The 12538-nt window shown below is 71.6% G+C and carries 7 protein-coding genes; 6 read left to right on the top strand and 1 reads right to left on the bottom strand.

Going from position 1 to position 12538, the window contains the following annotated elements:
• Positions 1-46: 46 nt before the first annotated feature.
• Positions 47-1714, top strand: a complete 1668-nt coding sequence (locus tag KOI35_RS06780) for a fumarate hydratase (protein WP_215785171.1) — start codon at positions 47-49, stop codon at positions 1712-1714.
• A gap of 1 nt (position 1715) precedes the next feature.
• Here the strand turns inward: KOI35_RS06780 and KOI35_RS06775 are convergent, their stop codons facing one another.
• Positions 1716-2228 (bottom strand): hypothetical protein, encoded by a 513-nt coding sequence (locus tag KOI35_RS06775; RefSeq protein ID WP_215785170.1) that lies wholly within the window; start codon positions 2226-2228, stop codon positions 1716-1718.
• Between the two features lie 329 nt (positions 2229-2557).
• Here KOI35_RS06775 and KOI35_RS06770 point away from each other — a divergent pair, with 329 nt between their 5' ends.
• The 5 genes from KOI35_RS06770 to rlmB all read left to right on the top strand — a co-directional run bounded on the left by KOI35_RS06770 (position 2558) and on the right by rlmB (position 12529).
• The gene (locus tag KOI35_RS06770) at positions 2558-5506 is read left to right on the top strand and encodes an AfsR/SARP family transcriptional regulator (protein ID WP_215785169.1); all 2949 of its coding nucleotides are present in this window, start codon (positions 2558-2560) and stop codon (positions 5504-5506) included.
• Between the two features lie 76 nt (positions 5507-5582).
• On the top strand, positions 5583-8570 hold the full coding sequence (locus KOI35_RS06765; protein WP_215785168.1) for an AfsR/SARP family transcriptional regulator: 2988 nt from the start codon (positions 5583-5585) through the stop codon (positions 8568-8570).
• 38 nt (positions 8571-8608) lie between these two features.
• Positions 8609-9964 carry a class II fumarate hydratase gene (locus KOI35_RS06760; protein WP_246612754.1) on the top strand — a complete coding sequence of 452 codons (1356 nt, stop codon included), beginning with the start codon at positions 8609-8611 and terminating at the stop codon, positions 9962-9964.
• A 31-nt stretch (positions 9965-9995) separates the two neighbouring features.
• On the top strand, positions 9996-11411 hold the full coding sequence (cysS, locus tag KOI35_RS06755; protein WP_215785166.1) for a cysteine--tRNA ligase: 1416 nt from the start codon (positions 9996-9998) through the stop codon (positions 11409-11411).
• The gene (gene rlmB / locus KOI35_RS06750; protein WP_215785165.1) at positions 11411-12529 is read left to right on the top strand and encodes a 23S rRNA (guanosine(2251)-2'-O)-methyltransferase RlmB; all 1119 of its coding nucleotides are present in this window, start codon (positions 11411-11413) and stop codon (positions 12527-12529) included. Before cysS ends, rlmB begins: the two co-directional genes overlap by 1 nt.
• Positions 12530-12538: the final 9 nt, after the last annotated feature.

The raw sequence follows: 12538 nt of genomic DNA, 5'->3' as shown, positions 1-12538 counted from the left end.
GGAGCGGTTCGCACATGCCCCGACCGCTGTCCTAGGCTTGCCGCTCATGAGCAGAGGCGCCGCATTCTCGTACTCGCCGCTGTTGCCCACCGGCGACGACCTGACCGAATACCGCTTGGTCACGGACGAGGGCGTGGACGTGGTGCACGGCCCGGGCGGGCGACGGTTCCTCACCGTCGAGCCGGCCGTGATGACCCAGCTGACCGCCGAGGCCATGCACGACATCGCGCACTACCTGCGCCCGGCCCACCTGGCCCAGCTCCGCGCCATCATCGACGACCCCAAGGCGTCGCCGAACGACCGGTTCGTCGCGCTCGACCTGCTGCGCAACGCGAACATCGCGGCCGGCGGCGTGCTGCCGATGTGCCAGGACACGGGCACCGCGATCGTGATGGGCAAGCGCGGCCGGCACGTGCTGACCGACGGCACCGACGAAGAGGCCATCGCCCAGGGTGTCTACCAGGCGTACACCCGGCTCAATCTGCGCTATTCACAGCTCGCGCCGCTCACCATGTGGGACGAGCGCAACACCGGTTCCAACCTGCCGGCCCAGATCGAGCTCTACGCCGAAGACCCGGGGGGCGCCCCCGACGCGTACAAGTTCCTGTTCATGGCCAAGGGCGGTGGTTCGGCCAACAAGTCGTACCTCTACCAGGAGACCAAGGCGCTGCTGAACCCGGCGCGGATGATGGAGTTCCTGGACGAGAAGCTGCGCCTGATCGGCACGTCGGCCTGCCCGCCCTACCACCTGGCCGTGGTCATCGGCGGCACCAGCGCGGAGTACGCGCTCAAGACGGCCAAGCTGGCCAGCGCGAAGTACCTCGACAACCTGCCCCGGCACGGCACCATGTCGGCCCATGGCTTCCGCGACGTCGAGCTCGAGGCCGCGGTGCTCGAACTGACCCGCGACTTCGGCATCGGCGCCCAGTTCGGCGGCCGCTACTTCTGCCACGACGTGCGGGTGATCCGGCTGCCCCGGCATGGCGCGTCCTGCCCGGTCGCGATCGCCGTCTCGTGCTCGGCCGACCGCCAGGCGGTCGCCAAGATCACCCCGTCCGGCGTGTGGCTGGAGCGCCTCGAGACCGACCCGGCCCGCTTCCTGCCCGAGGTCGACCTCGGCGGCGAGCCGGTGGTCAACGTCGACCTCAACCGCCCGATGGCCGAGATCCGCGAAGAGCTGTCGAAATACCCGGTCAAGACCCGCCTGTCGCTGACCGGCCCGCTGGTCGTGGCCCGTGACATCGCGCACGCCAAGATCGCCGAGCGGCTGGACGCGGGCGAGCCGATGCCGCAGTACCTGAAGGACCACGCTGTCTACTACGCCGGACCGGCCAAGACCCCTGAGGGCTACGCGTCGGGCTCGTTCGGGCCGACCACGGCCGGGCGCATGGACTCCTACGTCAAGCGCTTCCAGGAGGCCGGCGGCTCGCTGGTCATGCTGGCCAAGGGCAACCGCTCGAGCCAGGTGACCGAGTCGTGCCACGCCAACGGCGGGTTCTACCTGGGCTCGATCGGCGGCCCGGCGGCCCGCCTGGCGCAGGACTGCATCCGCCACGTCGAGGTGCTCGAATACCCCGAGCTGGGCATGGAAGCCGTCTGGAAGATCGAGGTCGAGGACTTCCCCGCCTTCATCGTCGTCGACGACAAGGGCAACGACTTCTTCGCCGACGTCACCCGCCCCAACCCGCTGCTGCGGATCGGGGCGAAGCCCTAGGTCACGCCGCGCAGTAGCCGGTGACCGGGCTCAGCCAGCCCTTGAGCTGACCCTCGATGGTCTTGTCGAGCGTGGCCATCGTGGTCGTCTTCTTGATGTACGTGCGGTTGGCCGCGCTCGCGTCGATCTTGGCCGCCGAGGTCAGGCCGGCCGCCTTGAACTCCGGGTTCTCGGCCTCCGCGGTGTCCTTGCGGATCTTGGTCGCGATCTGCTTGAGCTCGGTCGCGGCGGCGGTCTCGGCCTTGGCCGCCTCGGCCGTCTGCTTGGCCTCGCGATAGGTGATCAGCTTGCCCATCGCGGCCCCGAAGTCCTTCAACTCGACCGTGTACATCGTCTGCAGCTTGGCGCAGACCTGCTTGGTGTCGGCCGTGTAGTCGGGCGCCGCGCTGCTCGGAGCCGTGCTGGGCGCGGTGGGGGCCGGGGCGTCGGCCTCGGTGCTGTTCGCGTCGCTGTCGCAGGCGGCGCCGGTCAGCAGCAGGCCGCCGGCGAGCACGGCCAGGAGGGCGCGTCGCATGAGGGTTCCTTCGGTCGGGGACGGAAAACGCTCGCCCGACGGTACGTTCCGTCCCGCGCCACGTCCAACTATGCGTGACCAGTGCGATACCAACGGGCGAATACCAACAGCCCGTCCGCGTCCCGATCGGAAATGCGGACGGGCTGCAGGTCCCCCGTACATCCAGGTTCCCCCGTGAACCTGGGCCGCCGCGCCGTGCTGGGGCGATGTCGAGACATCCACGGCGCGACGGCTGCGGGTAACAGACTGGCGTACGGCGCTGTCATTCCGCTCTCGTTCCGCTCTCACGGCCTCGGCTATGGTCTATGTCTCACAGGGCTGGGGGCGGCATGCGCTTTCGCATCCTCGGGCCACTGTCCGTCACCGTCGACGGACAGGACGTGCCGATCACCGCGGGGCGTGATCGCATCGTGCTGGCCATGCTGCTGCTGCACGCGGGACGCGTGCTGGGCGTCCACACCCTGGCCGAGGCGGTCTGGGGTGCCGAGCCGCCCGCGACCGCCCGTGGCCAGCTGCAGAGTTGCGTCTCCCGGCTGCGGCGCTCACTGCCCGCCGGCACGATCCGCAGCGATCCGGCAGGCTACTGCCTGGCTCCCGGTCCGGGCGAGCTCGACGCGGCCGAGTTCACCCGGCTGGTGGCCGCCGCCCGGGACGGGCGGGACCCGGAGCTCTACCGCCAGGCGCTCGACCTGTGGCGCGGGGACGCGGCCGCGGGCCTCGACAGTCACGGCGTACGGCCGGCCGCCGCCACCCTCGACCAGCAGCACGTCGCCGCGCTCGAAGGCTGGGCCGAGCTGGAACTGGACGCCGGGCACGAACTGGCCCTGATCGGTGGCCTGACCGCCGCGGTCGACCGGTTCCCGCTGCAAGAGAGGCTCAGCGGCCAGCTCATGCGGGCGCTGCACCGGGCCGGGCGGCCGGCCGACGCGCTGGCCCACTACCGGCGGATCCGCACTGCCCTGCGCGACGAGCTGGGCCTCGACCCCGGCCGTGAGCTGCAGGAGTTGCACACCGCGCTGCTGAACGGCGCGGCCCCGGTCGGTGCGGCCCCGGTCGGTGCGACGAGAGAACCGGACGTCAGAATCAGGTGCCTTCCCCGTACGGTCGGCGACTTCACCGGCCGCGTAGAGGTGATTCGCCGCCTGGTCGGCGCGATCGAGAACGCCCCGGCCACCGAACCGGTCGTCGCCGTGATCGACGGGATGGCCGGCAGCGGCAAAACCACGCTGGCCCTGCACGTGGCGGCCCGGCTCGGCGACCGCTACCCCGACGCCCACCTCTTCGTCGACCTCCAGGGCCACAGCGAAGGCCGGCCGCTCGAACCGGCCGCCGCCCTGCTCATCCTGCTGCGCCAGCTCGGGGTCGAGGCCGAGCGGATCCCCGGTGGCCTGCTCGAACGGGTCGGCCTGTGGCGCACCGAGCTGGCCCGGCGCCGGACGCTGGTGCTGTTCGACAACGCCGCCTCGAGCGCCCAGCTGGCCGAACTGATGCCGACCGCCCCCGGCAGCCTGGCAGTGGTCACCGGCCGGCGCCGGCTGGTCGGGCTGGATGGCGTGCTCCCGGAGTCGCTGCCCGTTCTCAGCCCGGACGAGGCGCTGGTGCTGCTGGGCCGCATCGCCGGCGAGCGGGTGTGGGCCGAGCCGGACGCGTCGGCCGAGGTGGTGCGCCGCTGTGGTGGCCTGCCGCTGGCGATCCGGCTGGCCGGGGCCCGGCTCGCCCATCGGCCGCGGTGGCGGGTGTCCGATCTGGTCGGACGGCTCGGCGACACCGCGCTGCCCGAGCTCGCCGCCGAGGACAGGTCGGTCGCGCACGCCTTCACCGTGTCGTACCGGCAGCTCGCCGCGCCGTCGCAGCGGGTGTTCCGGCTGACCGGCCTGTGCCCGGCGTCCGAGTTCGACGCGCTGACCGTGGCCGCGCTGGCCGAACTGCCGGTCGCCGACGCCCAGGACGAACTCGACGATCTGGTCGACGTGCACCTGGTCGACGAGCCCGAGGCGGGTGTCTACCGCCTGCACGACCTGCTGCGCGAGTTCGCGTCGGCGCTCGCGTCCGAGATGGACGACGAGGACCGCGTCGAGGCCCGGCGCCGGATGTTCGACCAGCAGTTGCACGCGGCGGCGGCGACCCATCTGCCCGCGTACCGGAAAACTCTTGATCGTGATCTGGGTGATCCCCGGCCGTTGCGGCCCGACCTGATCGCGGCGCTGACCGATCCCACGGCCCGTCTGGAGCGCGAGCGTCCGCAGCTCAGCCGCTACATCGACGCGGCCGCCGAGGATCAGATGCTTTCCCCGTACGCCTGGCAGCTGGCCCGGGCCACGTGGCGGCATCTGTTCGTGCGCGGTTACTTCGACGACGTCTACGACCTGCAGATGCGCGCCCGGGCGGCGGCCGAGCGCAGTGGTGACCGGGCGGCCACCGCGACCGTGCTCAACTACCTGGCGTCGGTGCACTACCGGCGGGCCGAGATGGACGAGGCGGCCCGGCTGATGGAGCAGTGCATCGCGATCCGTCAGGAGCTGGGCGACCGGGACGCGGTCGGCGCGGCCATGGTCAACCTGGCCGGGGTGCACGCCGTCGCGGGACGGTGGGCCAAGAGCATCGAGGTCGCGGCGCAGGTCCGGCGCTCACCGCTGCGGCGCGGTCAGGAGGACCTGAACGTGCTGGCCCTCGGCTACCAGCGGCTCGGCCGCTATCCGGAGGCGCTGCGTTACCACCGGCTGCGGCTGCTGATGCAGCTCGACATCGGCGACCCGACCCGGATCGGCGACAGTTTGATCAACATCGCGGTGGTCAAGCACCGGCTCGGTGCGGTGAGCAACGCCCGGGCCCGGCGTCAGGTGCGGGCCGGGTTGCGGCTGCTGGAGCGGGCGGCCCACCCGTACGGCGAGGCCGAGGGGCGCAACGAGCTCGGGCAACTTCTCGCCGCCGACGGCCGGTTCGCCGAGGCGGCCGACGAGCACCGCCGGTCCATCGAGATCGCCGAGGGGCTGCACGACCCGATGCAGGAGTCCCGGCTCTGCCACGGGTTCGGCACCACGTTGCAGCTGGCCGGCGACGAACCGGCCGCCCGGGCCATGTTCGAGCGGGCCCTGGCCCTGGGCCGGCAGACCAAGGTGCCCTATCCGATCGCGCTGGCCGAGGCCGGGCTCGGCGCCTGCCTGGTCACCGCGGATCCGGCCGAGGCCCACCGGTTGCTCACCCGGGCCGGCGCGACGCTGGCCGCCCTGGACGCCCCGGAACTGCGCGACGTCGAGAAGGCGCTGGCCGCTTTATGAGCCGAAATGCCGAGGTCAGTCCGGCTGACGCTCGGTAGTCTCGATGTTCGTCAACGCCCAGGCTTGGGGGACGGGCATGCGTTATCGCATCCTCGGGCCGCTGTCCGTCACTGTGGACGGACAGGAGGTCGCGGTCACGGCCAGTCGTGACCGCGTCGTGCTGGCCATGTTTCTGCTCCATCCGGGCCGGGTGCTCGGTGTCGGCGTGCTGGCCGACGCGCTGTGGGGCGCCGATCCGCCGGCCACCGCGCGGGGCCAGCTGCAGACCTGTGTGTCCCGCCTGCGCCGGATGCTCCCGGCCGGCGCGATCCACAGTGACCCGGCCGGCTACCGGCTCGTTCCCGGTCCCGGCGAGCTCGACGCCGCCGAGTTCGCCCGGCTTGTCACGGCCGCCCGCGAGCAGCGCGACCCGGTGCTCTACCGGCAGGCGCTCGACCTGTGGCACGGCGAGGCGCTGACCGGCATCGACAGTCACGCCGTACGGCTGGCCGCGGCCGTTCTCGACCAGCAGCACGTCGCCGCCGTGCAGGACTGGGCCGACCTCGAACTGGCCGCCGGGCCGGAGCCGGGGCTGATCGGACGGCTGATCGCCGCGGTCGACCGGTTCCCGCTGCAAGAGAGGTTGAGCGGCCAGCTGATGCGGGCCCTGCACCAGGCCGGCCGGCAGGCCGAGGCGCTGGCCGAGTTCCGCCGGGTCACCGCGGCGCTGCGGCACGACCTGGGCCTCGACCCCGGTGCCGAGCTGCGGGAACTGCACGACGCGATGCTGCACGGCCGGCTCGACCCACCGTCGCGGGCCGGCCCGCCGATCCGCTGCCTTCCCCGTACGGTCGGCGACTTCACCGGCCGCCGGGCGCTGGTCGAGCGGATGGTCACCGCGATCGAGCAGGCCGGCCCCGGGCCGATCGTCGCCGTGGTCGACGGGATGGCCGGCAGCGGCAAGACCACGCTCGCCCTGCATGTGGCCAGCCTGCTGGGCGACCGCTATCCCGACGCGCACCTCTTCGTCGACCTGCACGGGCACAGCGCCGAGCAGCCGCTCGAACCGTCGGCCGTCCTGCTCGTGCTGCTGCGCCAACTCGGGGTGAGCGCCGAACGGATCCCGCCCGCCCTCGTCGACCGCGTCGGCCTGTGGCGGACCGAGCTCGCCGAGCGCCGGGTGCTGGTGCTGTTCGACAACGCCGCCTCCAGCGCCCAGCTGGCCGATCTGCTGCCGACCGCGCCGGGCAGCCTGGCGCTGGTCACCGGCCGGCGCCGCCTGCTCGGTCTGGACGGGGTGCAGACCGAGTCGTTGCCGGTGCTCGACGCCGACGAGGCGGTCACTCTGCTGGCCCGCATCGCCGGAAGCCGGGTGTGGGCCGAACCCGAGGCGGCGGCCGAGGTGGTGCGCCGCTGCGGTGCGTTGCCGCTGGCGATCCGGCTGGCCGGGTCGCGGCTGGCCCACCGGCCGCGCTGGCGGGTGGCCGATCTGGTGCACCGGCTCGGCGATTCGGCCCTGCCCGAGCTGGCCGCCGAGGACAGGTCGGTGGCCAGCGCGTTCGCCGTCTCCTACGGCCACCTGCCCGATCCCGTGCGGGATGTCTTCCGGTTGCTCGGCGTCGGCCCGGCGAACGAATTCGACGCGCTCACGGCGGCCGCCCTGACCGGCCTGCCGTTGCCCACCGTGCAGGACGCGCTGGACGAGCTGGTCGACGTGCATCTGGTGGAGGAACCCGAACCGGGTGTCTACCGGCTGCACGACCTGCTGCGCGAGTTCGCCGCCGCACTGGCCGCCGAGATCCCGGCCGCCGACCGGACCGAGGCCCTGCGCGGGCTGCTCGACCAGCAGTTGCACGCCGCGGCGGCAACCGTCCGGCCCGGCCTTCGGGGCGCGGTGGAACGGGACATCGGTGTGCTCACCCCCATGCGTCCGGACCTGCTCGCGGCGGTGACCGACCCGTCGGCCCGGCTCGACCGGGAACGCCCGCACCTGGTCGATTACGTGGAGGCCGCGGCCGGTGTCCCCGAGCTGATCGACTACGCGTGGAAGCTGCCCCGGGCCGCCTGGCGCTTCCTGTTCGAGCGGGGCTACCTCGACGACGTCCGGCGCACCAACGAGCGGGCGCTGTCCGCGCTCGACGACGGGGAGAACCGCGGTGCGATCGCCACCGTCCTCAACTACCTGGCGTCGGTGCACTATCGCTCGGCCCGGCTCGACGAGGCGATCCGCATGATGGAGCGGTGCATCGCCCTGCGGCAGGAGATCGGCGATCGTCACGCGGCCGCCTCGGCGCTGGTCAACCTCGCCGTCCTCTACTCCGACGCCGGGCTGTGGATCAAGAGCAACGAGATCGCGCTCGAGGTCCGGCGGACCTCCGTGCCCCGGCACGGCCGGGACGAGCTGAACGTGCTGGCCAACAACTACCAGCGCCTCGGCCAGTATCCGCAGGCGCTGCGTTACCACCGCCTGCGCCTGATGGCCCAGCTCGACATCCGCGATCCCACCCGGCTGGGCGACACCCTGCTCAACCTGGCCGTGGTCAAGCACGGGCTCGGCCTGATCAGCCTGGCCACCGCGCGGCGCAAGGTCGAAGTGTCGCTGCGGTTCATCGAACGGGCCGGCCTGCCGCACGAGGAGGCTGAGGCCCAGCATGCCCTGGCGTTGCTGCTCGCCGACGAGGGCCGGACAGCCGAGTCGGCCACCGCGCACCAACGGGGCATCACGATCGCCGAGCGCATGGGCAACCGGGAACAGGAGGCACGGATGCTCTGCGGTCTCGGCTCGACCCGGATGCGGGCCGGCGACCGCACGGGAGCACGCAGCCTGTTCGAGCGGGCCCTGGAGGCCGGGCTGGCCTCGGGCCTGCCCCATCCGATCGCGGTGGCCAAGGCCCGGCTCGGCGGTTGCCTGATCACCGACGACCCGGCCGCCGCCCGGCGCCTGCTCGGCCAGGCCCGCGCCGAGCTGGCCGCGCTCGAGGCGCCCGAGCTGGCCGACGTCGAGAAGTCGCTGGCCGAGCTGGGCGGCACGGGTGGTGAGGATCATCTGCGGAGCCGCTCGGGCAGAGAGACGATGGAGTCGTGACTACTGACGAGAGCGGATACCGGGTCGAGAAGGACACGATGGGCGAGGTCCGGGTGCCGGCCGACGCCCTGTGGCGGGCGCAGACGCAGCGGGCGGTCGAGAACTTCCCGATCTCGGGGCGCGGCCTCGAACCCGCCCACATCAAGGCGCTGGCCCAGATCAAGGGCGCGGCCGCGCAGGTCAACGCCTCGCTCGGCGTGCTCGAGGAAGATCTCGCGCAGGCCATCGTGACGGCGGCCGCGCACGTGGCCGAGGGCGGCTACGACGACCAGTTCCCGATCGACGTGTTCCAGACCGGCTCGGGCACCTCGTCCAACATGAACGCCAACGAGGTGATCGCCACCCTGGCCGCCCGCGAGCTGGGCCGGCCGGTGCACCCGAACGACCACGTCAACGCGTCGCAGTCGAGCAACGACGTCTTTCCCTCATCGATCCACCTGGCCGCCACCGAGGCGGTCACCGCCGAGCTCATCCCGGCCCTGGAACACCTGGGCACCGCGCTGCTGGCCAAGTCCGAGGCCTGGCGCGAGGTGGTCAAGAGCGGCCGCACCCACCTGATGGACGCCACGCCGGTGACTCTGGGACAAGAGTTTTCCGGGTACGCCCGGCAGGTCGCCAACGGCATCGAACGGCTCACCGGCACGCTGCCCCGGCTGGCCGAACTGCCCCTGGGCGGCACCGCGGTCGGCACCGGCGTGAACACCCCGCCCGGGTTCGCGCCCGCGGTCATCGAACGACTCCGCCAGACCACCGGGCTGCCGGTCACCGAGGCCCGCGACCACTTCGAGGCCCAGGGCGCCCGGGATGCGCTGGTCGAGGCGTCCGGCCAGCTCAAGGTGATCGCCGTCGGGCTCTACAAGATCGTCAACGACATCCGCTGGATGGGCTCGGGGCCGCGGGCCGGCCTGCGCGAGCTGCGCCTGCCCGACCTGCAGCCGGGGTCGTCGATCATGCCGGGCAAGGTGAACCCGGTCGTGCCCGAGGCCGTCCGTCAGGTCGCCGCGCAGGTCATCGGCAACGACGCCACCGTGTCGTTCGCCGGGTCGCAGGGCGACTTCGAGCTCAACGTGATGCTGCCGGTGATGGCCCGCAACCTGCTCGAGTCGATCCGGCTGCTGGCCAACGCGGCCCGGCTGCTGGCCGACCGGTGCATCGACGGGCTGGAGGCGAACGTCGAGGTGGCTCTCGCGTACGCGGAAGGGTCGCCCTCGATCGTCACCCCGCTGAACCGCTATCTGGGCTACGACGAGGCCGCCGCGATCGCCAAGGCCGCCCTCGCCTCGAACCGGACGATCCGGGAGGTAGTGATCGAACGCGGCCACCTGGAGAACGGCAAACTCACCGAGCAGCAGCTCGACGAGGCCCTGGATGTGCTGCGGATGACGCGACCCTGAACCCGCTTTGCAAGGCCGGTACCCTTGTACGGTGAGTTTGCGCTTGTATGACACCGCGACCCGATCGGTTCGGGACTTCGTCCCGATGACGCCCGGTAAGGTCGGTATCTACCTGTGTGGGCTCACCGTGCAGTCGGTGCCCCATATCGGGCACCTGCGCTCGGCCGTCAACTACGACGTGCTGCGCCGGTGGCTGCTGCACACCAACTACGACGTCACGTTCATCCGCAACATCACCGACGTCGATGACAAGATCCTCGACAAGGCGGGGTCGCAGAGTCGTCCGTTCTGGGCGATCGCGCACGCCAACCGGCTGGTGCTGGACGCGAACTATCGCGACCTCAACGTCATCCCGCCGACCTACGAGCCGCTCGCGACCGGGCACATCCCCGAGATGCACGAGCTCATCGAGGAACTGATCGAGCGCGGTCACGCGTACCCGGCGGCCGGCGGCACCGGCGACGTCTACTTCGACGTGCCGTCCTATGCGGATTACGGCCACCTCTCGGGCCAGAACCCCGACGACATGCGCCCACCGTCCGACGGCGGTGAGAAGGACAAGCGCGACTATCGCGACTTCGCCCTGTGGAAGGGCGTCAAGTCCGACGAGCCGCGCGACGCCTCCTGGCCGTCACCGTGGGGCCGTGGCCGCCCGGGCTGGCACATCGAGTGCTCCGCCATGGCCCGGCGCTACCTCGGCGACGAGTTCGACATCCACGGCGGTGGGCTCGACCTCACGTTCCCGCACCACGAGAACGAGATCGCCCAGTCCAAGTCGGCCGGCCTGCCGTTCGCCCGCCACTGGGTGCACCACGCGCTGCTCAACCTGGGCGAGGCCAAGATGAGCAAGTCGCTCGGCAACGTGATCGACGTGGCCGCGGTGCAGGCCATGGGCATCCGCCTGGTCGAGCTGCGCTACTACCTGGGCACGCCGCACTACCGCTCGCGCATCGACTACTCCGACGAGGCGCTGCGCGAGGCCGCGGTGGCCTACCGGCGCATCGAGGGCTTCGTGCAGCGGGCCACCGAGGTCGTCGGTCCCGGCCGCCCCAAGGACGTGCCGCCCGCGTTCGCCGCGGCCATGAACGACGACCTCAACACGTCGGCCGCGCTGGCCGTCGTGCACGACACCATCCGCGAGGGCAACAGCGCCCTCGCCGCCGGTGACGAGCCCAGCATCCGTGGGGCGATCACCGCCGTCCGCGCGATGCTCGGGGTGCTCGGTCTCGACCCGCTCGACGGGGCCTGGACCGGCAAGCAGACCCAGAACGACCTCAAGCCGGTCGTCGACTCGCTGGTCCAGCTCGCGCTCGAACAGCGGACGCAGGCGCGGGCACGCAAGGACTGGGCGGCGGCCGACTCGGTCCGCGACCAGCTCAAGAACGCGGGAATTCAGGTGGAGGACACTCCGGCCGGGCCGCGCTGGACGGTAGGAGAGCAGCACTGATGCCAGGAAACTCGTGGAACGCGAGCAAGCGGACCACCACCAAGAAGGGTGCCGCCGGAGGGTCGGGCGGCAAGAACCGCTCGGGTCTCAAGGGGCGCGGCAAGACGCTGCCGGCCGACGAGCGGCCGTGGCACAAGGGATACTCGGGCACCGAGAAGCTGCCGGACAAGACTGCCCGTAAGCAGGACAAAGAGCGCCGGGCGGCGGCTGCTGAGGGGCGGGCGCCCAAGGTTGGCGTGCCCGGGTCCAAGGACACGACCTGGGGTCGTGGGGGTGGCCGGGCCTATGGCAAGCAGGCGCCCCAGCGCGGTCGGTCCGTCGGTGGTCGTGGTGGTCCGCGTGTGGCGCCCGGTCGACGGTCCAACCCGACCAAGGAAGGGCCGGAGCTGCTGCTCGGGCGTAACCCGGTCAATGAGGCGTTGCGGGCCGCTGTGCCGGCTACGGCGTTGTATGTCGCTCAGGGGATCGACATCGACGATCGGGTCAACGAGATCGTCCGGACCGCTGGGGACCGGGGGATTCCGATCCTCGAGATCGGGCGGAACGAGCTCGATCGGATGACCGGTGGGGTGCTGCACCAAGGCATCGGGCTGCAGGTGCCGCCCTTCGCCTATGAAGACTTCGATGACCTCGTTGCTGCCTCGCTGGAGTCTCGGGCCCCGTTGCTGGTCGCCCTTGACGGTGTCACCGACCCGCGCAACGTCGGCGCCGTCATCCGTTCGGTGGCCGCGTTCGGTGGTCAGGGCGTGTTCATGACCGAGCGTCGCGCGGCCGGCATCACGGCTACGGCGTGGCGGACATCGGCGGGCGCAGCGGCTCGGGTGCCGGTGTCGCAAGTTGTGAACCTGACCCGCGCTATCAAGAAGGCTCAGGAGGCTGGGTTCATCGCCGTCGGTCTGGATGCTGACGGGGAGACCGACCTCTACTCGCTCGAGGCGGCTACCGGGCCGCTGCTCGTCGTGGTCGGATCCGAGGGGCGTGGTTTGTCCCGACTCGTCGGAGAGACGTGCGACATGAAGGTGTCGATCCCGATGGCTTCGGATGTTGAGTCGCTTAATGCGTCCGTGGCTGCGGCTGTGACGCTTGCCGAAGTGGCTCGGCGTCGGGCTGTGTCCTAGCCGGGCTGT

It is taken from the genome of Paractinoplanes bogorensis (genome assembly GCF_018829635.1).
Taxonomy (GTDB): Bacteria; Actinomycetota; Actinomycetes; order Mycobacteriales; family Micromonosporaceae; genus Actinoplanes; species Actinoplanes bogorensis.
Note: the sequence above shows the minus strand (reverse complement) of the source record. Positions and strands in the feature narration are given on the sequence as shown.

Excerpts from the sequence above, each read along its gene's own strand:
- KOI35_RS06765 (WP_215785168.1), top strand. The coding sequence starts at position 5,583 with ATGCGTTATCGCATCCTCGGGCCGCTGTCCGTCACTGTGGACGGACAG.
- KOI35_RS06775 (WP_215785170.1), bottom strand. The coding sequence starts at position 2,228 with ATGCGACGCGCCCTCCTGGCCGTGCTCGCCGGCGGCCTGCTGCTGACC.
- KOI35_RS06760 (WP_246612754.1), top strand. The coding sequence starts at position 8,609 with ATGGGCGAGGTCCGGGTGCCGGCCGACGCCCTGTGGCGGGCGCAGACG.
- KOI35_RS06770 (WP_215785169.1), top strand. The coding sequence starts at position 2,558 with ATGCGCTTTCGCATCCTCGGGCCACTGTCCGTCACCGTCGACGGACAG.
- KOI35_RS06780 (WP_215785171.1), top strand. The coding sequence starts at position 47 with ATGAGCAGAGGCGCCGCATTCTCGTACTCGCCGCTGTTGCCCACCGGC.
- rlmB (WP_215785165.1), top strand. The coding sequence starts at position 11,411 with ATGCCAGGAAACTCGTGGAACGCGAGCAAGCGGACCACCACCAAGAAG.